Annotated in this window: 21 protein-coding genes and 1 riboswitch; of the genes, 12 read left to right on the top strand and 9 right to left on the bottom strand. The window is 68.9% G+C overall.

Annotated features, from left to right (window positions below):
* Positions 1-52: 52 nt before the first annotated feature.
* The 3 genes from AB4Y75_RS03205 to AB4Y75_RS03195 all read left to right on the top strand — a co-directional run bounded on the left by AB4Y75_RS03205 (position 53) and on the right by AB4Y75_RS03195 (position 1498).
* Positions 53-676, top strand: coding sequence for a TetR/AcrR family transcriptional regulator (locus tag AB4Y75_RS03205; RefSeq protein WP_441434437.1), 624 nt, complete (start codon positions 53-55; stop codon positions 674-676).
* A gap of 288 nt (positions 677-964) precedes the next feature.
* Positions 965-1189, top strand: coding sequence for a DUF3107 domain-containing protein (locus AB4Y75_RS03200; RefSeq protein WP_441434436.1), 225 nt, complete (start codon positions 965-967; stop codon positions 1187-1189).
* A 6-nt stretch (positions 1190-1195) separates the two neighbouring features.
* On the top strand, positions 1196-1498 hold the full coding sequence (locus AB4Y75_RS03195; RefSeq protein ID WP_441434435.1) for a hypothetical protein: 303 nt from the start codon (positions 1196-1198) through the stop codon (positions 1496-1498).
* Between the two features lie 170 nt (positions 1499-1668).
* On the opposite strand, the gene AB4Y75_RS03190 is transcribed toward AB4Y75_RS03195, so the two are convergent.
* The 3 genes from AB4Y75_RS03190 to thiO form a co-directional block, all read right to left on the bottom strand.
* Entirely contained in the window at positions 1669-2466 is a 798-nt protein-coding gene (locus AB4Y75_RS03190) for a thiazole synthase (RefSeq protein WP_441434434.1), read from the bottom strand.
* A 1-nt stretch (position 2467) separates the two neighbouring features.
* Positions 2468-2704 (bottom strand): sulfur carrier protein ThiS, encoded by a 237-nt coding sequence (thiS, locus tag AB4Y75_RS03185; RefSeq protein ID WP_441434433.1) that lies wholly within the window; start codon positions 2702-2704, stop codon positions 2468-2470.
* Positions 2701-3903, bottom strand: coding sequence for a glycine oxidase ThiO (gene thiO, locus AB4Y75_RS03180; RefSeq protein ID WP_441434432.1), 1203 nt, complete (start codon positions 3901-3903; stop codon positions 2701-2703). Before thiO ends, thiS begins: the two co-directional genes overlap by 4 nt.
* Positions 3899-4015: riboswitch (TPP riboswitch) on the bottom strand. Its footprint overlaps the gene before it by 5 nt.
* Positions 4016-4042: 27 nt before the next feature.
* Here thiO and thiE point away from each other — a divergent pair.
* Positions 4043-4705: a thiamine phosphate synthase gene (gene thiE / locus AB4Y75_RS03175; RefSeq protein ID WP_441434431.1), complete on the top strand. Its 663-nt coding sequence runs from the start codon at positions 4043-4045 to the stop codon at positions 4703-4705.
* A 73-nt stretch (positions 4706-4778) separates the two neighbouring features.
* Here the strand turns inward: thiE and AB4Y75_RS03170 are convergent, their stop codons facing one another.
* From AB4Y75_RS03170 to AB4Y75_RS03160, 3 genes are all read right to left on the bottom strand, one after another.
* Positions 4779-5444, bottom strand: coding sequence for a DUF805 domain-containing protein (locus AB4Y75_RS03170; protein WP_441434430.1), 666 nt, complete (start codon positions 5442-5444; stop codon positions 4779-4781).
* A 104-nt stretch (positions 5445-5548) separates the two neighbouring features.
* Positions 5549-6010 (bottom strand): DUF805 domain-containing protein, encoded by a 462-nt coding sequence (locus AB4Y75_RS03165; protein ID WP_441435253.1) that lies wholly within the window; start codon positions 6008-6010, stop codon positions 5549-5551.
* A gap of 361 nt (positions 6011-6371) precedes the next feature.
* Positions 6372-7355, bottom strand: a complete 984-nt coding sequence (locus AB4Y75_RS03160; RefSeq protein ID WP_441434429.1) for a DUF805 domain-containing protein — start codon at positions 7353-7355, stop codon at positions 6372-6374.
* A gap of 132 nt (positions 7356-7487) precedes the next feature.
* Between AB4Y75_RS03160 and AB4Y75_RS03155 the strand changes: the two genes are divergently transcribed.
* The 3 genes from AB4Y75_RS03155 (at position 7488) to AB4Y75_RS03145 (ending at position 11786) form a co-directional block, all read left to right on the top strand.
* On the top strand, positions 7488-9005 hold the full coding sequence (locus tag AB4Y75_RS03155) for an RNB domain-containing ribonuclease (RefSeq protein WP_441434428.1): 1518 nt from the start codon (positions 7488-7490) through the stop codon (positions 9003-9005).
* A 235-nt stretch (positions 9006-9240) separates the two neighbouring features.
* Positions 9241-10902: a DEAD/DEAH box helicase gene (locus AB4Y75_RS03150; protein ID WP_441434427.1), complete on the top strand. Its 1662-nt coding sequence runs from the start codon at positions 9241-9243 to the stop codon at positions 10900-10902.
* Between the two features lie 8 nt (positions 10903-10910).
* Positions 10911-11786 carry a DNA-methyltransferase gene (locus AB4Y75_RS03145; RefSeq protein ID WP_441434426.1) on the top strand — a complete coding sequence of 292 codons (876 nt, stop codon included), beginning with the start codon at positions 10911-10913 and terminating at the stop codon, positions 11784-11786.
* Positions 11787-11814: 28 nt separating this feature from the next.
* On the opposite strand, the gene AB4Y75_RS03140 is transcribed toward AB4Y75_RS03145, so the two are convergent.
* Positions 11815-12606 (bottom strand): alpha/beta fold hydrolase, encoded by a 792-nt coding sequence (locus AB4Y75_RS03140; RefSeq protein WP_441434425.1) that lies wholly within the window; start codon positions 12604-12606, stop codon positions 11815-11817.
* A gap of 45 nt (positions 12607-12651) precedes the next feature.
* On the opposite strand from AB4Y75_RS03140, the gene AB4Y75_RS03135 reads away from it, so the two are divergent.
* Positions 12652-13278 (top strand): TetR/AcrR family transcriptional regulator, encoded by a 627-nt coding sequence (locus AB4Y75_RS03135; RefSeq protein WP_441434424.1) that lies wholly within the window; start codon positions 12652-12654, stop codon positions 13276-13278.
* A 4-nt stretch (positions 13279-13282) separates the two neighbouring features.
* Here the strand turns inward: AB4Y75_RS03135 and AB4Y75_RS03130 are convergent, their stop codons facing one another.
* On the bottom strand, positions 13283-14128 hold the full coding sequence (locus AB4Y75_RS03130; protein ID WP_441434423.1) for a PHP domain-containing protein: 846 nt from the start codon (positions 14126-14128) through the stop codon (positions 13283-13285).
* Positions 14129-14186: 58 nt separating this feature from the next.
* Here AB4Y75_RS03130 and AB4Y75_RS03125 point away from each other — a divergent pair, with 58 nt between their 5' ends.
* Positions 14187-15749, top strand: coding sequence for an aminopeptidase P family protein (locus AB4Y75_RS03125; protein WP_441434422.1), 1563 nt, complete (start codon positions 14187-14189; stop codon positions 15747-15749).
* A gap of 193 nt (positions 15750-15942) precedes the next feature.
* On the opposite strand, the gene AB4Y75_RS03120 is transcribed toward AB4Y75_RS03125, so the two are convergent.
* The gene (locus tag AB4Y75_RS03120; protein WP_441434421.1) at positions 15943-16902 is read right to left on the bottom strand and encodes a general stress protein; all 960 of its coding nucleotides are present in this window, start codon (positions 16900-16902) and stop codon (positions 15943-15945) included.
* Between the two features lie 76 nt (positions 16903-16978).
* On the opposite strand from AB4Y75_RS03120, the gene AB4Y75_RS03115 reads away from it, so the two are divergent.
* From AB4Y75_RS03115 to AB4Y75_RS03105, 3 genes are read left to right on the top strand one after another with little or no spacing between them, the layout of a single operon-like run.
* Entirely contained in the window at positions 16979-18262 is a 1284-nt protein-coding gene (locus AB4Y75_RS03115; protein WP_441434420.1) for a magnesium transporter MgtE N-terminal domain-containing protein, read from the top strand.
* Entirely contained in the window at positions 18255-18917 is a 663-nt protein-coding gene (locus AB4Y75_RS03110; RefSeq protein ID WP_441434419.1) for a DUF1003 domain-containing protein, read from the top strand. Before AB4Y75_RS03115 ends, AB4Y75_RS03110 begins: the two co-directional genes overlap by 8 nt.
* A complete protein-coding gene (locus AB4Y75_RS03105; protein ID WP_441434418.1) occupies positions 18914-20074 on the top strand; it encodes an Mrp/NBP35 family ATP-binding protein in 1161 nt (386 codons plus the stop codon). Before AB4Y75_RS03110 ends, AB4Y75_RS03105 begins: the two co-directional genes overlap by 4 nt.
* Positions 20075-20080: the final 6 nt, after the last annotated feature.

The raw sequence follows: 20080 nt of genomic DNA, 5'->3' as shown, positions 1-20080 counted from the left end.
CTGGCCTTCACGCCGGACGAACAGGGATGGCGCTGGAAGCAAAGGATGGAATGTGACGGTGAGCGAAGCACGGCCGGGCGCTCGGACCGCGCGTCTTCCCCGGGATGAACGTCGGGCCCAGCTCCTCCAGGCCGCCCAGGAGGTCTTCGTCGCGAACGGCTATCACGGCGCCGCGATGGATGAGATCGCTGAGACGGCCCGGGTCAGCAAACCCGTGCTCTATCAGCACTTCCCCTCGAAACGCGAGCTGTTCCTGGCCCTGCTGGAAAGCCATCTGTCCGTCCTGACCGACATGCTGCTGGGCGCCATCGACTCCACCTCGGACAACAAGCTCCGGGTGCAGGCCGTCATGCGGGCCTACTTCGAGTTCATGGCCGGCGACGACCAGGCTCACCGCCTCGTCTTCGAGTCCGGGCTGACCAATGACGAAGAGGTCAGCGACCGGTTGGAGACCTTCAACCGGACCTTCGCAGACGCCGTGGCCCGCGTGATCGCCGAGGACACCAAGCTCCCCCTGCTCGAGGCACAGCTCCTGGGCCGCGGCCTGGCCGGCATGGCCCAGGTCAGCGCGCGGTACTGGCTGGAGACGGACGGCAAGCTGGACCTGGACGTGGCCAGCGACCTCATCTACCGTCTGGCGTGGCGGGGCATCAGCCGGTTCCCGAAGGAGAGCTAGGCGTCACCCGGGGTCACGGCCCCACCACACCGCTCGGACTGCCGAGTCCGCTCTCGACGTCGTGAGTCCGCTACATCATGTAGCGGACTCACACCCTTGAGAGCGGATTCGGCGTCATCCAGGCCGGCCCGCTCTCGTCTCGACCGTTCCGTTCTCCCCGGTGTTCGCTCCCAGCGTGCCCGAACGGCCCTTCTCCCCCTGCCCGCCATATTAGGCTTGGATCAGCTGTTGAAGCCTGCGGTGCGCCCCGTGTGCCCGTGGCCCGCACGAAACTGCCAGGAGGCAATTGTGGAAGTAAAGATCGGCATCCAGAACGTCGCTCGCGAAGTCGTGTTCGAGTCCTCCGAGGAAGCGGAGGCCATCGCCACTGCCGTCTCCGAGGCTCTGTCCTCCGGCGGCCAGCTCTCCCTGACCGATGACAAGGGCCGTCGCGTGATCATCCCGGCCGCGGTGCTCGGCTACGTCGAGATGGGCCCGGAAGAGCAGCGCCGCGTCGGTTTCGGCGCCCTGTAGGCAGCCATGCTGTCCCTGATCATCCCCGTCCTGCTCGTGGCGGCCGTCGGCGCGCTCGCCTGGGCCGTGAACCGGCAGCGCACCACGCTGGGGGCCGCGCTCCCGGCCGGCGCCGGCACCCTGGTCACCGCCCTGAGCTGGATCGTGTTCATCGCGCTCGGATTCGGGTACCTGCCCGGCGTGACGTGGATTCCCTGGATCGGTCCGCTGGTCCTCGGCATCGCGGCGTCGTTCGCGGTGTCCTGGATCCTCAGTTCGCGGCGGTCGGCCGAGGACGCCAAGGCACTGACGGAGATCCTCAAGGTCTGATCCTTTTCAGGCCCGACGCCGAGGGGCGCCTCCCGTACCGTTCAGGTGCGGGAGGCGCCCCTCGCTCGTTGCGGCACGGTCCGTCGCGTCCCCGCGCGTGCCGTCCGGTCCGCGCCGCGCCGGGGCACCGACGTCGGGCCCTCACCGCGGACCGGACCGGGCCCGCCCTGTCAGAGGAACTCGGCCCTGCCCTCCATGCTGGAGGAGGCCAGAGCGTGCTCACGCCGGGGAATACGTCCGGCCAGACGGGCGAGACGGCCTGCCGTCACGGCATGCCGGAAGGCCGTCGCCATGCGCACCGGGTCCTGCGCGCGGGTCACGGCCGTGGCCAGCAGGACCGCATCGCAGCCCAGCTCCATCGCCAGCGCCGCGTCCGAGGCGGTGCCGATCCCGGCGTCGAGCACCACGGGAACCGCAGCCCGCGAGACGATCACCTCGATGTTGTGCGGGTTCAGAATCCCCAGACCGGTGCCGATCGGAGCGCCCAGCGGCATGACGGCCGCGGCGCCCAGCTGCTCGAGCCGCAAGGCCAGCACCGGATCGTCATTCGTGTACGCGAACACCTTGAACCCGCGGGACACCAGCTGCTCCGTGGCGTCCACGAGCTCCACGGCATCGGGAAGCAGCGTGTGCTCGTCCGCGATGACCTCCAGCTTCACCCAGTCCGTCTCCAGCGCTTCCCGGGCCAGTTCCGCCGTCAGCACCGCGTCACGCGCCGTGAAACACCCGGCGGTGTTCGGCAGGACACGGATCCCCCGGTCCACCAGCAACTGGAAGAGCGATCCGCTCTGCGCGGGGCTGTACCGCCGCATCGCCACGGTGGTGAGCTCGGTTCCGGACGCCACCAGCGCGGCGCCCAGACCATCCAGGCTCGGCGCGCCGCCCGTGCCCATGATGAGCCGGGAACCCAGCTCCACCCCGTCCACCACCAGGGGATCCAGTCCCTGGTCCTGCAAGATCTCCGTCATCTCAGCCTCCCTGCACCGCAGTCACGAGTTCCAGCTCATCGCCGTCCTGCAAGGCGGTGCCCGACCACAGGCTCCGCGGGATCACGGTGGAGTTCCGGGCCACCGCCATCCCCACACGGCGCCCGTCCGCCGCGCGGCCGTCCGCCAGGATCTCGCGGCCCGTCACCTGGGTGACCAGGACCGCCACGGTGGCGTCCTCCCCCACGGCGCGCTGTTCGCCGTTCACGGTGATGTTCATGCGTGAGCCTCCACAGTCGTCTCCTTCAGAAGTGCCGGGCTGAACCGGTCCGGCCGGAAGGCCGCCCAGCGCCCGTCGTCATGTCCATCGAGCAGATGCAGAACCGCCCGTGCCGCCACCGGCGTCAGCAGGACGCCATGGCGGAAGAATCCGGTGGCGATGACCAGACCGGCCACCTCGCCGCCCCCGACGGAGGCCACCCGGCCGAGCAGGGGTGCATTGTCCGGCGTCCCGGGCCGCGCCCGCGCCGTGATCTCATCGAGCTCGAGTTCCGCCACGGCGGGGACCAGCAACTGCGCGTCGCGGAGGAGCTGGTGCACCCCACCGGCGGAGACTCCGGACTGCCCATCCTCCCGCTGGGTCGCCCCGATCACCACGGTGCCGTCCTCGCGGGGCACCAGATAGACGGGTACCCCGCGGACCGAGCCGCGCACCGTCGCGGTCAGGAAGGGCCGCAGCTGTTCCGGCACCCGCAGCCGGAGGATGTCCCCGTGCACCGGGCGCAGGGGCAGATCGAGCCCGTCCGGCAACCCCCGCAGCTCAGGCGATGCGAGGCCGTTGGCCACCACGACCTCGACCGCAGTGACAACACGGCCGGAGGCGAGCAGCACCCCCGTCACCCGGTCGGCGGAAGCGCCGCCGTCGTCGTCGTTCGCCGACCAGCGCAGAGCTTCCGCACGTTCCTCCACGACCGTCCCGCCCGCCTGGCGGAAGGCCTCCAGCATCCTGGCGTGCAGGACTCGCGGGTCCACCTGGTGGTCGCCGGGGGTGAGGAAGGCCCCGGACAGCTGGGGTGAAAGCAGCGGCTCCATCCGGCGGGCCTCCCGGAGCGGGACCGCCTGGACGTCGAGGCCGTGCGCCCGCTGAACCGCTTGCAGATCCGCGAGCGCGGCCCGGTCGGCGGCGTCGAACCCCACCACGAGCGTGGGTGTGGCCCGGTACCCGCTGAGAGGCCCGAAAGGCGCGGCGAAGCCCTCCCAGAGCGCTGCCGATTCGAGCGTCAGGGTGAGGAGGTTCTCCTCCTGATAGTGGTATTCGCTGACCGGGGCCAGCATGCCGGCGGCGGCGAATGTCGCGCCCCGGGCGGGTGAGGGATCGATGAGGGTCACCCGGCGACCGGACCGGAGGAGCGTCCACGCGATGCCCAGTCCCACGATGCCCGCGCCGATCACCGCGGCGTCGGCCGTCTCCTGGTCCATGCTCCTCGTCCTTCCCTACGCCGGTGCTAACCGGATCAGGTGTGGCGGTCGGCGCTCAAGCCCTCTCAGCCGGCGAATATGACCATCCGCTCCGGCTCCCGCAGTACCGCTCCAGTGTAGAGGAACTAGGCTGAAGCCCATGGTTAACCGAGCAAATGCGACAGCGTCTCTGACCGCCGCGCGGCTGTACGTCTGCACCGATTCACGAGCCGGTCGCGGCGATTTCGCGGACTTCGTCGATGCCGCGTACACCGGCGGCGTGGACATCATCCAGCTGCGGGACAAGGCCATCGAAGCCGCCGAGGAACTCGAGCTCCTCGCCGTGCTGCGGGAGGCGGCCGAACGGCATGGGAAGCTCTGGGCCGTGAACGACCGCGCGGACATCGCCCGTCTGTCCGGCAGCCCGGTGCTGCACCTCGGCCAGAAGGATCTCCCGCTGCCCGCCGCGCGGTCCTTGCTGGGCGACGACGTCGTGCTGGGCCTTTCGAGCCATGCGCCGGAGCAGGTGGACACCGCCCTCGCTGCCGCGGCCCGCGGCGAGACCGACTACTTCTGCGTGGGGCCGCTCTGGGCGACGCCCACCAAGCCCGGCCGCGCCGGGGTGGGCCTCGACCTGGTCCGCTATGCGGCGGGCACCGGCACCACCGTGCCGTGGTTCGCCATCGGCGGCATCGACCACGCGAACGTGGCCCAGGTGGTCGAGGCCGGAGCGCGCCGCGTGGTGGTGGTCCGCGCCGTCACCGAGGCCTCCGATCCCGCCGATGCCGCGCGGCGCCTGCTGGCCGAGCTGCCGGACGCCTGACCTCTCCGTTAAACGCCACGGCCCCTGTCCTCTTCTCGCGAAGGGCAGGGGCCGTGGCGTTGCAGTACGGGGACTACTGGATCTCGTACTTCATGCCCTCGGGTTTGCTGGGCATGGCGCACAGCACGATGAGGATGATGCCACCCACATACGGGATGAGCGACAGGAAGAACATCGGGCCGGGGAAGCCCGCGTCGTGCAGACGGCGCCACGCGACGGCGATGAACGGCACCAGGAGCGCCAGGCTGATGATGCCGCCGATGATCATGAGGATGGTGCCGAACACCATGGTGCCGGTGAAGGCGACATCCGACGACGAGCTGTAGCCGGTGGAGGAATCCGAATACGCGGACTGGGAGACCAGACCACCGATGAGGAGGCCGTAGCCGATGCCGACGGGGATACCCGCGACGAGAGCCTGGAAGAGGTACCAGAACCAGAACTCGCTGCGGCTGGCACGGCCCTTGAAGTTGGCGTAGTTGGCGAAGCCCATCTTGATGGCCTGCGAGAACCCTACGCTCGGGCGCGGGACGTAGGGCGGGTAGAGGCCACCGCTGTACGCGGGCTGGCCGTAGGGGCTGGCGGGCTGCTGCTGGTAGCCCTGCTGGCCGTACTGGGGGGCCGGCGGGGCCTGCGGCGGCTGCTGGCCGTACTGGGGCGCCTGAGGAGGCTGCTGACCGTAGTTCGGCTGCTGCGGCTGACCGCCGTTGTTGTTCTGCCAATCGGGTTGTTGCGTCATGGTCCTGTTCTTTCCATCACTGGGTGCGCTTGATGCTTCCTTAACGTACAGTCTCCACCACATGCTCGTGGGGCTCAATGGGGAAAACTCCCCATTGAACAGGGTCAATAGCCGTATTTCATCCCTTCCGGGCTGCTTTCCATGGCCAGGAGCGCCAGGACGACCACCGAACCGAACGGCGCGAGGCTCAGCAGGATGAACCAGCCGCTGTACCCGGCGTCGTGCAGGCGGCGCACCCTGAGCGCAAGTCCCGGGATCAGAAGGGCCAGCGCCACGAGGATGAAGAGGATGGACAGGACGATTCCGGCCACCAGGGGCGCGCTCCACACGACATCGAGGTCCCGGCTGCGATACCCGGTCCGCGAGGAGTCCGACAGCACCCCGCCCAGCGAGGTCATGAAGCCCAGGAAGACCAGGAAGTACGCCAGGTAGCCCAGGATCCCGAGCACCAGGTACTCGAAGACGAACCACCACCAGAACTCCGAGTTGACGGCCCGGCCGTTGAAGTTGGCGTAGTTGCGGAAGCCCGACTTGATCGCGTCCGCGAATCCGACCTTCGGGCGCATCACAAACGGAGCGGCCTGGCCCCACCCCGGCCCCCACCCTTGTGGCTGGCCGGGCTGCGGCTGCCAGGGTGCCTGCTGTGCACCCTGCGGCGGCTGCCCGCCCGGTGGCCACGGCGCACCGCCCTGCGGCAAGGGCTGCGGCTGAGGCTGCGCGGGTCCCGGCGGAACGTGAACGGGCCCGGGTGGATACTGAGGGTTCTCGCCTGGATGACTCGGAGGCTGGCTCATGGTCTCCCCTTCACTGATGCGGTCGTGTTCTCCGTCAGTCTGTCCCAGGATCCGCCCGAGGAAAAGCGATGGCCGCCACGGATGTTCTCCGTGGCGGCCATTCACCGTGCCTGTCGAGACACCGGCGAGGTCGTCAGAACGACGCGTCGAAGCGCGCGCCCTCGGGTTTGGAGGCCTGAGCCCACAGGAAGAGGAGCGCCAGGCTGCCCACCGGAACCAGATACAGGAGGATGAACCAGCCGCTGAAGTTGGCATCGTGCAGGCGCCGGGCCCCTACGGCCGCGGTGGGGACGATGACGGCCAGGGAGAACAGACCTGCCAGACCCCAGAGCACGAACCCGATGATCATCGAGGCGTTGGAATTCACCTGCACCTGGCCGGTGCCCGGAACCTCGGTGTAGTCCTGATCGGCCACCGCCTGGGACAGGCCGGTGCCGAAGAAGATCGCGGCGACCGTGCTGAGAACCACCGCCACCACGACGACGAACACGTACCACCACCAGAATTCCTGCCGGCCCGCACGCCCCGTGAAGCTGGCGTACTTGGCGAACACGGTCTTGATGGCCGCGGCGAACCCGAGGCTGGCTCCCGGATCGAGAGGGCCCGGCACTGCGGACGGCTGCCCGGCGTAGGCGGACTGCTGATTGCCGTAGCCCTGCTGGGCGTACGAACCGGGCGCCTGGCCGTACTGCTGCGGTGCAGCTTGCCCGGCCTGCTGGAACTGGCCAGGGCGCTGCTGCGGGTACCCGGGCTGCGCCGGCTGCTGGCCGTACTGCTGGGGGTAACTCTGCTGCGGAGCGGCCTGCGGCTGAGCGTACTGTTGCGGAGTCGCCTGCTGCTGTCCGTACTGCTGCTGCTGCGGCTGACCGTACGGGGGCTGCTGGCTCGGCGGATTCTGGCCATACTGCTGCTGGCCGCCGTACTGCTGCGAGTTGTGCTGCTGGTTGCCCTGGCCGTACTGCTGCTGACCATACGACTGCGGCTGGTTCCAGTTCTGCTGTGCGTTCTGCTGGGGCTGTACCTGCTGCTGTCCCTGGGACGGCGCAGACTGCGGACTCTGCGGGGGGACCGGCGGCTGCTGGGGAACCGGTTGGTTGGGCTGAGACTCGTTGGTCATGGCTTGCCCTTCTCCTGACTGGCCTCGGACGGCCGTGACACGCGGTGATGATTTTGCTGTCAGTATGCCAGAATCACGGCCGTGCGGGATGTCGGAGAAGTCAGGAGTCTGCCCGGGAGCTAGCCTGTGAGCGTGACGAACACATGGATCCCCCGTGGCACCCAGGACGTTCAGGACGGTCTCGCCGAGGCCCTCGCAGCGCTGCGCGAAGAACTCGAAGTCCCCCGGGCCTTCCCGCCGGAGGTGCTCGAGGAGACCGCGCGGGTCATCCGCACCCACACCCTTCCGGACTGGGACCGCACGGACATCGAGCTGGTCACGATCGACCCCGCCTCGTCCACCGACCTGGATCAGGCCGTGTTCATCGAGCGGTCCGGCGACGGGTACACCGTCTACTACGCCATCGCGGATGTGCCGTCCTTCGTCTCCCCCGGCGGGGCGCTGGATGCCGAGTGCCGCCGTCGGGGGCTCACGCTGTACGCTCCCGACGGCCGGATCCCTCTGCATCCCGAGGCGATCTCGGAGGATGCCGGAAGCCTGCTGCCCGACGTCGACCGCGGCGCCTTCCTCTGGCAGTTCACCCTCGATTCCTCCGGCGCGGTGCAGAACGCCACCGTCCGCCGGGCCCGGGTGAGGTCGCGCGCCAAGCTGAGCTACCAGGGCGTTCAGGAGGCGATCGACGCCGGCACCGCGAGCGAGTGCCTGCAACTGCTCAAGGAGGTCGGGCTCAAGCGGATCGAACTCGAACGTCTCCGCGGCGGTGCCAGTCTGAAACTGCCCGCGCAGGTGGTCGAGCAAGATCCTGAGAGCGGCGCCTACCGTCTGGTCACCGAGATCCCCTTGCCCGTGGAGGACTGGAACGCGCAGATCTCCCTCATGACCGGCATGGCGGCCGCCGACCTCATGGTGAAAGGCTCCGTCGGCATCCTGCGGACCATGCCGGCACCGGACAGCCGTTCCCTGGAGACCTTCGAGCGCCAGACCGCCGCGCTCGGCAAGCCGTGGAGCCCCGATGGCGCAGGAGCCATGAGTTACGGCGAATACCTCAGGACGCTGGACCCCGCCCAGCCCAAGGACCTGGCGATCGTGCATGCGGCAGCCGCGCTGTTCCGCGGCGCAGGCTATGTGGCGTTCGACGGCGACGTCCCCGAGAACACCGTCCAGGCCGCCATCGCGGCGCCCTATTCCCACGCCACCGCACCGCTGCGCCGTCTGGTCGACCGCTGGGTGCTCGTGGTCTGTGAAGCACTCAGCCAGGGCACCGAGGTTCCGGCCTGGGCCAGGGAGAGCCTGGCACTCGTGCCCGAGCTCATGAAATCCGCGGAGCAGCGCTCCTCCCGGCTGGACCGCGCCGCCATCGACACCATCGAGGCGGCCCTCATGCTGCCCCGTCTGGGCGAGGTCTTCGATGCCGTGGTGATCTCCACCGGCAACGGGAAGAACGCCACGGCGCCGATCGCCACCGTCCAATTGCTGGACCCTGCGGTCACGGCACGCTGCACGGGGGCCATGGAGCCCGGCACCCGGGTCAAGGTCCGCCTGGACGCGGCCGACGTCCTGCGCCGGACGGTCTCGTTCAGCCTGGTCGAGAATGCGCCATCGTCCGGAGGCGACGGGGCGAATCCGGGGAATCAGCCCTCCATCCCCTAGAATGAGGGGGTAGTCATGGATGCCCGGTCGTTGATTGACCATTGCTTTCCCCCGCCCCGCCCGTTCTCCACGGGCCCGGCACCCCTGATGGCCGCCAGTGCGGCCCACGCAGACCGCGATCGGCTTCCACCCGTACTCCGCCCTCTCCGGGAACCTCTCTGGAATGACCGGTGCCGTCGCCAAGGTTGGCAGACGCCCGTCCTGGCGCTGGCGGAGCAATGCCAAGGAGGCACGCGTGAGCGAAACCCACAGTCATGAAGTCCTGGTCGACACCAGCGGCACGGAGAGTGTCGAGCCGGAGGAGACCATCACCACCACGGCGGAACCGCATGCCGAGGTCCAGAAGACCTTCGCGGACTTCGGTGTCCGCGCGGAAATCGTGGATTCCCTGGCCCAGGCCGGAATCGTCCACCCCTTCCCGATCCAGGCCCTGACGCTGCCGGTCGCCCTCGGCGGGCACGACATCATCGGCCAGGCCAAGACCGGCACCGGCAAGACCCTCGGGTTCGGTGTGCCGGCACTGGAACGCATCGTGACCAGCGATGACCCCAAGTACTCCAAGCTCCAGGTGCCGGGCGCGCCCCAGGCCCTGGTGATCGTCCCCACGCGTGAGCTCGCCGTGCAGGTCGCCAATGACCTCGCCACCGCCAGCCGGCTGCACCAGGTCCGGATCGCCACCATTTACGGCGGACGTGCCTACGAGCCGCAGATCGAGGCGCTTCAGAATGGCGTCGACCTGGTGGTCGGCACCCCCGGCCGACTGATCGACCTGTACAAGCAGCGCCACCTGAACCTCTCCAACATCAAGATCGTGATCCTCGACGAGGCCGACGAGATGCTGGACCTCGGCTTCCTCCCGGACGTCGAGACGCTGATGGCCGCCACCCCGGCCGGCACCCGCCAGACCATGCTCTTCTCCGCCACCATGCCCGGCCCGGTCATCGCCATGGCCCGCCGTTACATGACGCGCCCCACCCACATCCGCGCGGCCGACCCGGATGACGAGGGTCTGACCAAGCGGGACATCCGCCAGCTCGTCTACCGCGCCCACTCGCTCGACAAGATCGAGGTCGTCGCCCGCATCCTGCAGGCCCGCGGACGCGGACGCACCGTCATCTTCACCAAGACCAAGCGCACCGCCGCGAAGGTCGCCGAGGAACTGGTGGACCGCGGATTCGCGGCAGCCGCCCTGCACGGCGACCTGGGTCAGGGCGCCCGCGAACAGGCGCTGCGCGCCTTCCGCAACAACAAGGTGGACGTCCTGGTCGCCACCGACGTCGCCGCACGCGGCATCGACGTGGACGACGTCACGCACGTCATCAACTACCAGTGCGTCGAAGACGAGAAGATCTACCTCCACCGCGTGGGCCGCACCGGCCGAGCCGGCAACAAGGGCACCGCCGTGACCTTCGTGGACTGGGAGGACATGCCCCGCTGGGCCCTCATCAACAAGGCCCTCGGCCTGGACTTCGCGGAGCCGGTCGAGACCTACTCGTCCTCCGCCCACCTCTACGCGGATCTGGACATCCCGGAGGGAACCAAGGGCCGCCTGCCCCGGGACAAGCGCGTCCTGGCCGGCGTGGATGCCGAGGTCCTCGAGGATCTGGGCGAGACCGGCAAGCGCGTGACCAAGCGCCCGGCGTCGTCCTCCCGTGGTGACCGTCCGCGCAGTGGTGAGCGCCGCTCCGGCGCCGGCCGCGCGACGGAGGGTTCCACCGAAGGCGAGAGCCGCCGTCGTCGGACGCGTCAGCCTGCCGCGGAGACCACCACGGAGGCTCCGGCCCCCGAGAAGAAGGCCGACGACGACGCTCGTCGCCGCCGCCCGCGCAACCGCACCCGCCGCCGCAACGGCGAAGTGGTCGGCCGCGAGGCCGGCACCCCGGCTCAGGAATCCTGACGGGATCCGTGGCCCGGAACGCTGAACAGCTCTGGCAGGCGGACGGCGGGAACCTGGTGGTCCAAGCGGACAACGCCGGGTTCCTGCCGACGCTGCCGGATGAATCGTTCACGCTCATCTACATCGATCCCCCGTTCAACACGGGTCGCACGCAGCGCCGCCAGCAGACCACCATGGTCCGCAGCGCGGAGGGCGAAGGCGATCGGATCGGTTTCCAGGGACGCTCGTACCAGACGCTGCGCGGGGACCTGCATCGCTACGACGACGCCTTCGAGGACTACTGGGCGTTCCTGGAACCCCGGCTGCGCGAGGCCTGGCGCCTGCTGGCCCCGGACGGCACGCTGTACCTGCACCTGGACTACCGCGAGGTGCACTACGCCAAGGTCATGCTCGATGCGATCTTCGGCCGGGAGTGCTTCCTGAACGAGATCATCTGGGCCTACGACTACGGCGCACGGGCCCGGCGCCGCTGGCCCGCCAAGCACGACAACATCCTGGTCTATGTGAAGGACCCGGAGGCGTACCACTTCGACGCGGCCGAGGTCGACCGCGAACCGTACATGGCCCCCGGTCTCGTGACCGAGGAGAAGCGCCAGCGCGGCAAGCTGCCCACCGACGTCTGGTGGCACACCATCGTCTCCCCCACGGGCAAGGAGAAGACCGGCTATCCGACGCAGAAGCCGGAGGGCCTGCTGCGCCGCATGGTCATGGCCTCCACCCGGCCGGGCGATTGGTGCCTGGACTTCTTTGCGGGTTCCGGGACGTTGGGGGCGGTGGCCGCCAAGTCGGACCGCCGCTTCGTATGTGTCGACGAGAACCCTTCGGCCGTGTCCGTCATGGCCTCGCGGCTGGCGGCCTCAGCCACGGTGCACACGCTGGGCTGAGGGACGCGAGTCTGGTCCTGGGTGCCCTTCAGGGCCGCCCTGCAAGGACGTTGAGGAGACGCCCAAGTCCGGCCGGGTCCTGAAGGTGCGCGAGGTGGTCTGCTCCCGCGAGTTCATGGATCCGCGCGCCCGGAACCCGGCGTGCGATGGCGTCAGAGGCCGTTCCATACGGCTCCGTATGGCGGTTGCGCTCCCCGACGATGAGGTCCACCGCGGCCGCCTCCTGCGCCATCAGCTCCGGCAGTGGCGCCGCGTTCAGCGCGGCAAGTTCTGCATACAGCGGCTCACTGAAGCGCCGGAGTTCCTGCCAGACGTCAGGATCCGAACGAAGGCCCTCGACGTAGTCGGCTGTGAAGCCGGAGATGTCACGGTTGACGATCTCGACGCTCCGGTCCCAGTCCTGCGCCTGCTCCGCTGATTGCAGTGCCGGCAGCGCCTCTCCGGCAAACGGTCTTCCGACAGGCTCGTAAGCGATCAGCTGCTCGATCGGGTGCCGGTCAGCCGCCAGCAGCGCGATCAGACCCCCGTAGCTCCATCCGAAAACGGTCTTCACGGGACCGAGGACTTTCAGCACGTCGAGCAGATCGCCCACCTCGGTCTCCAGGGAGTAGTCCTCGGTGAGCGGGCCCGACGGCGCCCTGCCCCTGCGGTTCAGCACCGCGACCGAAGGCCACGCGCTGATCTCCCGCGCGACGGTGCCCCAGGACCGAGCATCGCTCATCACTCCTGGCACGATGACCAAGCCCGAGGCGGAAGGGTCGCCGTACACATCGACCGATACCCAGCTGCCGTCATCGAGTTTCACCGTTTTCTGTATCATTTGCTCCATAAATCAATTATGGAGCAAACGATCTATAATTCCAGGGTGTCTTCCACCACTCGAGGCCGCCCCTCGACGTTCAGCCGCGATCGCGTCCTCCTGGGCGCCGCGCGCCTCTTCTGGCGCTACGGCTACTCCGGGACGTCCACCCGTGCCCTGACGACGGAACTGGGGATTTCGACGTCGAGCCTCTACGCCGCCTTCGGCAGCAAGGCCGGCCTCTTCGAGGAGACCGTACGGACCTACGCCGAGCGTTACCGGGAGATCTATCAGCGGGCGGTCACCGAGCGGGACGTGCTGAAGGTCATCGAGCGGGTCCTCGTCGATTCGGTCGTCGAATTCACTCGGAACAGCGATTCGCACCCCGGCTGCCTCATCAGCAGCGCCGTCATGGCCGACAGCACGAGCACTCTGGATACGCGTAGATACATCGCGGAGATGCAGGCCTCGAATGCAGAAGCCCTGCTCACTCGGCTACGTCAGGCGAAGTCCGAAGGCGGTCTCCAGCCTGGCATCGCGCCGGAGACACTGACGTCCTTCATTCAGTCGGTGTGGCACGGGCTGTCCGCGCAATCGAATCTCGGGGCAGGACGGGATGAACTCCTGGACACGGCTCGTCTCGCCCTCCGGCTGATCGCCGGGCAGGCTCTCACCGCGCCATCCGAGGACTGACCACTCAGCCCCGGATCACGCTCCCGCGCCCCTGCTCCTCGATCCGCGCGAACTGCTCGGGTGACGTGAGATTCTCGCCCAGCAGATTGGGCTTGCCCTTGCCGTGATAGTCGCTGGAGCCGGTGACGATCAGATCGTGCTTCGCTGCGAGCCCCAGAAGGAATTCACGTCCGTCCTGCGGATTGTCGCGGTGCCAGACCTCCACGCCGCCCAGCCCGGCGTCGATCATCTCGTGGAAGGTGTGCTCCCCGACCACCCGGCCGCGCGCCCGCGCCACGGGATGCGCGAAGACCGGCACTCCTCCGGCGGCACGGACCAGCTCGACGGCGAGCGCGGGGCCGGCGGCGTAGTGCTGCACGTAGTAGCGCGAGTGCGAGGTCAGGATGGTGGCGAACGCTTCGGTCCTGTCGCTGACGATCCCCGCGGCCACCAAGGCGTCGGCGATGTGCGGCCGGCCCACCGTCGCGCCGGGAGCCAGGTGCTGGGTGACGTCGTCCCAGTTCAACGGGTAGTCCTCGGAGAGCAGGGCGACCATCCGCTCGGCGCGGCTCAGCCGGGCGTCCCGCGCCTTGGTGATCTCCTCCAGGAGCCCCGGGTGCGTGGGGTCGTGCAGATAGGACAGCAGATGGACGCTGATGCCTTCTCGTGTGCGGCAGCTGATCTCCATGCCGGGCACCAGGGCGACGCCCTGTTCGCGCGCGGCCACTGCGGCTTCAGCCCAGCCGTCGGTGGTGTCGTGATCGGTGAGCGCGACGACGTCGAGCCCCGCCTGCGCGGCGGAGGCCACGAGGGCGGCGGGCGGCTGGGTCCCGTCCGAGATGTTCGAGTGTGCATGCAGGTCGATCCTCACGCTCCCAGCGTAGTCCCGGCGGACCCGCGGAACCCCCGATCAGTGAGACGATAGGAGGGTGAATGACGCAGAACACACCACTGATGCCAGCACCCAGCCGTTGGAGGACCGTGTGAACAACCGTTCGCAGCGCCCCTCCTCCGATGCCTTCAAAGCCTTCATGGCGAGCAGCTGGGCTCCCGCCTCGCTGGAGCTCCCCGCCGAGGAAGCCGTCGCCGCACACGCCGCCCGCCGTCGTCGTGCGATCTCGGAGCAGTTCAAGGGCGAACGCCTGGTGATCCCCGCCGGTCCGCACAAGGTCCGCAGCAACGACACGGACTACCGCTTCCGTCCGCACTCCGCCTTCGCGCACCTGACGGGCCTGGGCGTGGACCACGAGCCGGATGCGGTCCTGATCCTCGAACCCACCGATGACGGCCAGGGCGACGACGGCGGCCACCACCACGCCACCCTGTACTTCCGTCCCATGGCCGGCCGCGACACCGAGCAGTTCTACGCGGACGCCCGCTCCGGCGAGTTCTGGATCGGCCCGCGCCCGAGCCTGGCGGATCTCAAGTCCCGTCTGGACCTGGCCACCGCGCACCTGGACGAGCTCGAGGTGGCGATCACCAAGAACGTCGGCGCCTCCGAGATCGGCGGCATCTCCATCCGCCTGCTCCGCAAGGTGGACGAGAACATCGACGCCCTCGTGGACACCGCCCGTTACAACACCGCCCAGGACCCCGAGAACCTGGACCTCTCCCAGCTCGACGCCCTGGACGAGAAGCTCGCCGAGGCGCTCTCCGAGCTGCGCCTGATCAAGGACGAGTGGGAGGTCGAGCAGCTCAAGCTGGCCGTCGCGGCGACCGTCGAAGGCTTCCACGAAGTGGTCAAGGCCTTGCCTCGCGCCGTGGCCCACCACCGCGGTGAGCGCGTCGTGGAAGGCGCGTTCTTCGCGAAGGCCCGCGAGGAAGGCAACGACCTCGGCTACGACACCATCGCCGCCTCCGGCAACAACGCCACCATCCTGCACTGGATCAACAACAACGGTCAGGTGAAGGAGGGCGACCTTCTCCTGCTGGACGCCGGCGTCGAGGCCGAGAGCCTCTACACCGCGGACATCACCCGCACCCTGCCCGTGAACGGCACGTTCTCCGAGGTGCAGCGCCGGGTCTACGAAGCCGTCTTGGACGCCGCCGACGCGGCCTTCGCGGAGGCCCGCCCGGGCCTGAAGTTCCGCGAGCTGCACCAGATCGCCACCCGTGTCCTGGCCGAGCGCCTGGCCGACTGGGGTCTGCTGCCCGTCACCGTGGAGGAGGCCGTCTCCGAGAGCGGCCAGCAGCACCGCCGCTGGATGCCGCACGGCACCAGCCACCACCTGGGCATGGACGTCCACGACTGCGCCCAGGCCAAGCGCGAGCTGTACCTGGACGCGGAACTCGCCGAGGGCATGGTGTTCACCATCGAACCCGGCCTGTACTTCAAGTCCGAGGATCTGGCGATCCCGGAGGAGTACCGCGGCATCGGCGTCCGCATCGAGGACGACATCCTCGTCACCGCGGATGGCGCCGTGAACCTGAGCGCCGCACTCCCCCGTACGGCCGACGACGTCGAGTCCTGGATGGCCGGCCTGCTCGGCTGAGTGCCCCTCACCACCGCCGTGGCGCCCTGAGCGCCACACGCCAGGCATGCGAATGGCCCGGCACCGGAATCCCGGTGCCGGGCCATTCGTCCCTCTGGACGTCACCCGGATCGCGCCGCCCGGTCAGGACGTCGGATCTGGGCCTGCAGGTTGTGGGCCTGCGCGGTTCCGCCGGAGCGGCCCCGCCTCCGGCCTACTCGCCGCGCTGTTCCTTGGGGTGGCTGTCCTGGTGATCCGCTTCCCCGGACGCCTGAGTGCCTTGCTCGGTCGACCCGTGCGCGTCGTGGTCCGGCACGGACTCGCCGTGAGGCTCGGCCGGGGCGTCATCGGCCGATGCACCCTCCGCCGGGTCCTCCGACGGGTGCTGGGCCGGCTGCTCCTGAGCCGGCGCGGCAGGTGCCGCGGGAGGCGTCTGGTTCAACCGCACGCCGTACTGAGGACGGCCGTCCGGGAGATCCCGGTAGTCCGAGGACACCGGGGACGAAGCCGGCTGCTCCGGGGCCTGCGCCTGCTGCGCGGCATCCTCGGAGCGCTGACCGTAGGGATTGCCCCAGCCTTCCGGCCGCTCCGGTTCCTGCGGCTGGCCGTACCCCTGGCCCTGGCCGGTGTACTGGCCGCCCTGGGGACCCTGCTGCTGACCGGGCTGGCGGGCGCCGCCGTCGTTGCCCCGCATGGGAAGCTGCAGCAGCAGACGGCTCGCCTCACCCGCCACCTCGGGGGCGACGATCACGTCGTAGCTGCTCGCCAGCACCTGGCTGGTGGAGGTGAAGTCCCGCTTGCCGCGCTGCATGGCGTAACTGACGATGCCGAAGAGCGCGAAGAACGCAGCACCCATCAGCACCGAGGTGACCACGGAGAACGCGCCGCCCGGCGAGAACAGCGACAGCAGCAGACCGATGAACAGACCGAACCACACGCCACTGAGCAGGCCGGACATGGCCACCCGGGGGTAGCTCAGGCGGCCGGTCACACGCTCGACGAGTTTCAGGTCATTGCCCACGATCGAGACGTACTGGACGGGGAACTGCTGGTCCGCCAGGTAGTCCACGGCCTTCTGGGCATCGAGGTAGGAGTTGTAGGAGCCCACCGTCACGCCCTGCGGCACGGAACGGAGCTCCTCGGGAATCCTGGGTGCACCAAACAAGTTCGACATACCCACATTGTTGCCTATTCCGCAGGCCTGCAACCGGAATTCAGCCAAACGTGGACGAAGTGGATAGCCTAGTCGGGTGAGCAACCCTACTTCCCGTGTCTTCGTTGCCCGCCTCCTCGGTCTGGATGTCTTCGACCCTTTGGGTGATCGGCTGGGACGCGTCCGCGACGTCGTGGTGCTGGCCCGCGCCAACAATGCGCCCCCGCACGCCGTGGGCCTGGTGGTGGAAGTCCCGGGTAAGAAACGCGTCTTCGTCCCCATGACCCGCGTGACCAGCATGGACCAGGCCCAGGTCATCAGCACCGGCCTGGTCAACCTCCGCCGCTTCGAGCAGCGCGGGATGGAGACCCTGGTGGTCGCCGAGATGTTCGACAGCCGGGTCACCCTCACGGACGGCTCGGGATCGGCCACGATCGAGGACATCGCGATCGACCAGCACCGCTCCGGCGACTGGTTCGTCTCCAAGCTCTTCGTCCGCCGCGGCCACTCGTTCTCGCCGCTCGCACGCCTGCGCCGCAACGAGACCATGATCATCAACTGGACGGACGCCGTCCCCGCCGCTGCCACCGAGCCTCAGGCGGCGACGGCCTTCGTCGCCAGCCACGAGGACCTCAAGGCCGCCGACTTCGCCGAGGCGCTCCAGGAGATGAGCGACAAGCGCCGCTTCGAAGTGGCCAGCGAACTCCAGGACGAGCGCCTGGCCGACGTCCTCCAGGAACTCCCGGAAGAGGACCAGGTGGAGATCCTCTCCTCGCTGGACCGCGAGCGCGCCGCCGACGTGCTGGAGGAGATGGACCCCGACGACGCCGCCGACCTCCTCTCCGAACTCCCCGAGGCACAGCAGGAGGAACTCCTGCAGCTCATGGAGCCGGAAGAGGCCGAGGATGTGCGCCGTCTGCTGGAATACGACGAGGACACCGCCGGCGGTCTCATGACGCCGGTCCCGGTCATCCTGCCGCCGGAGGCCACGGTGGCCGAGGCGCTGGCCCACGTCCGCCGCGAAGAGCTGACCCCGGCGCTCGCCTCCTCCATCTTCATCGCACGCCCACCGCTGGAGACGCCCACGGGCCGGTTCCTCGGCGTCGTGCACATCCAGCAGCTGCTGAGGTATCCCCCGCCCGAACCCCTGGGCAATCTGGTGGACAAGAACCTGGAACCCGTCCTGGACCAGGCGCACATCAGCGAGGTGGCCCGCATCATGGCGGTGTACAACCTCAATGCCCTGCCCGTGGTGAACGACACCGGCCGCCTGGTCGGCGCCGTCACCGTCGATGACGTCCTGGATCACCTCCTGCCGGAGGACTGGCGTGCCCACGCCGAGGACGTCCCGTTCAAGAAACTGAGGGGGCGCAATGGCTGAGAACAGAGAACGCCGTCCCGGAGCCGAGAAGAACAGCCTGGACACGCCACTCGGGGCGCGCAGCCGGTTCTTCCCCCGGTTCTCCCCCAACCCGGACGCCTTCGGCAAGGCCACCGAGGGGTTCGCCCGCTTCATGGGCACCCCGCAGTTCCTGGTCTACATGACCATCTTCTGCGTTTTCTGGCTGGCCTGGAACAGCTGGGCTCCCGCCGACTGGCAGTTCGACCAGCAGGCCCTCGGCTTCACCCTGCTGACCCTGATGCTCTCCCTTCAGGCCTCCTACGCCGCGCCACTGCTGCTGCTCGCGCAGAACCGGCAGGACGACCGTGACCGGGTGGCCCTGGAGCAGGACCGGCAGCGCGCCGAGCGGAATCTCGCGGACACGGAGTACCTCACCCGGGAACTCGCGGCGCTGCGCGTCGCCCTGCGCGAGGTGGCCACTCGTGACTACGTCCGCGCCGAGATGCGCTCCCTCCTCGAGGACATCATCGAGGCCCAGGAGGAGTTCCACTCGGGCGAGGACGGCCCGGGCGAGGGCGACACCACGGCCGACAAGGTCAAAGAGAAGATCCGGGACAAGAGGGACCGCCAGCGCGGGCCCCGCACCCAGCAGATCCCCAAGGTGAAGAAGCCCAGCCAGGACTCCGGAGCATGACCCTGCCCAGCGCGGAGCAGCTCCGGCGTGCCCTGGACACGGTCATCGACCCCGAACTCCGGAGGCCCATCACGGAACTGGGCATGGTCGACTCCGTCGCGGTCGAGGACGACGGCACGGTCCGGCTCCGGGTGCTGCTCACCATTCAGGGCTGCCCGCTGCGGGCCACCATCACGGCCGACTCCACAGCGGCCCTCCTGAAGGTGCCCGGTGTCACCGGAGTGGACGTCGAACTCGCCGTCATGACACCGGAGCAGCGGCAGGCGCTCAAGGAGCAGCTCCGCGGTCCCGGTGACACCCGGGGCATCCCCTTCAACCAGCCCGGCAACCTCACCAAGGTCTTCGCGGTGACCAGCGGCAAGGGCGGGGTGGGCAAGTCCTCCGTGACCGTCAACCTCGCCTGTGCGCTGGCCGCGCGGGGGCTCCGCGTGGGGATCGTCGACGCCGATGTGCACGGCTTCTCCGTGCCGGGCCTCATGGGCATCACCCAGACCCCCACCCGGGTGGACGAGCTGATCCTGCCGCCGGTGGCACACGGGGTCAAGGTCATCTCGATCGGCATGTTCGTGGAGGGCAACGCCCCGGTGGCCTGGCGTGGGCCGATGCTCCACCGCGCCCTGGAGCAGTTCCTGTCCGAGGTGTACTTCGGCGATCTGGACTACCTGTTCCTGGACCTGCCCCCGGGCACCGGGGACATCGCCATCTCCGTCTCCCAGCTCCTGCCCTCCGCCGAGGTCCTGGTGGTCACCACGCCCCAGTCCGCCGCGGCCGAGGTCGCCGAACGCTCGGGCTCGGTATCCACCCAGACCGGCCAGCGCGTGGTGGGTGTCGTGGAGAACATGTCGTACCTGGACACCCCAGGGGGCGAACGGATCGAGGTGTTCGGCTCAGGAGGCGGCCAGGCGCTCTCCACGCGCCTCACGGAGACCCTGGGCTACCAGGTCCCACTCCTCGGTCAATTGCCCCTGGAGATCGCTCTCAGGGAGGGCGGGGACTCCGGACTGCCGGTGGTTCTGTCCCACCCGGACGCGGCCGTCTCCCGCGAACTGCTCTCCGTGGCCGACGCCCTGGCCTCGAAGCCGCGCGGACTCAGCGGGCTCTCACTCGGCGTACCACTCGGTGGTCGGCGCGCCGTCGTCGTGCAGCAGGTCGTGTGATGCAGT

This window comes from Arthrobacter sp. RAF14 (assembly GCF_052114185.1).
Taxonomy (GTDB): Bacteria; Actinomycetota; Actinomycetes; order Actinomycetales; family Micrococcaceae; genus Arthrobacter_E.
Note: the sequence above shows the minus strand (reverse complement) of the source record. Positions and strands in the feature narration are given on the sequence as shown.

Bases quoted from the DNA above. Each gene is read 5' to 3' on its own strand.
- AB4Y75_RS03195 (WP_441434435.1), top strand. From the start codon at position 1,196: ATGCTGTCCCTGATCATCCCCGTCCTGCTCGTGGCGGCCGTCGGCGCG.
- AB4Y75_RS03190 (WP_441434434.1), bottom strand. From the start codon at position 2,466: ATGACGGAGATCTTGCAGGACCAGGGACTGGATCCCCTGGTGGTGGAC.
- thiS (WP_441434433.1), bottom strand. From the start codon at position 2,704: ATGAACATCACCGTGAACGGCGAACAGCGCGCCGTGGGGGAGGACGCC.
- thiO (WP_441434432.1), bottom strand. From the start codon at position 3,903: ATGGACCAGGAGACGGCCGACGCCGCGGTGATCGGCGCGGGCATCGTG.
- thiE (WP_441434431.1), top strand. From the start codon at position 4,043: ATGGTTAACCGAGCAAATGCGACAGCGTCTCTGACCGCCGCGCGGCTG.
- AB4Y75_RS03170 (WP_441434430.1), bottom strand. From the start codon at position 5,444: ATGACGCAACAACCCGATTGGCAGAACAACAACGGCGGTCAGCCGCAG.
- AB4Y75_RS03165 (WP_441435253.1), bottom strand. From the start codon at position 6,010: ATGCGCCCGAAGGTCGGATTCGCGGACGCGATCAAGTCGGGCTTCCGC.
- AB4Y75_RS03160 (WP_441434429.1), bottom strand. From the start codon at position 7,355: ATGACCAACGAGTCTCAGCCCAACCAACCGGTTCCCCAGCAGCCGCCG.
- AB4Y75_RS03140 (WP_441434425.1), bottom strand. From the start codon at position 12,606: ATGATACAGAAAACGGTGAAACTCGATGACGGCAGCTGGGTATCGGTC.
- AB4Y75_RS03120 (WP_441434421.1), bottom strand. From the start codon at position 16,902: ATGTCGAACTTGTTTGGTGCACCCAGGATTCCCGAGGAGCTCCGTTCC.
- AB4Y75_RS03110 (WP_441434419.1), top strand. From the start codon at position 18,255: ATGGCTGAGAACAGAGAACGCCGTCCCGGAGCCGAGAAGAACAGCCTG.
- AB4Y75_RS03105 (WP_441434418.1), top strand. From the start codon at position 18,914: ATGACCCTGCCCAGCGCGGAGCAGCTCCGGCGTGCCCTGGACACGGTC.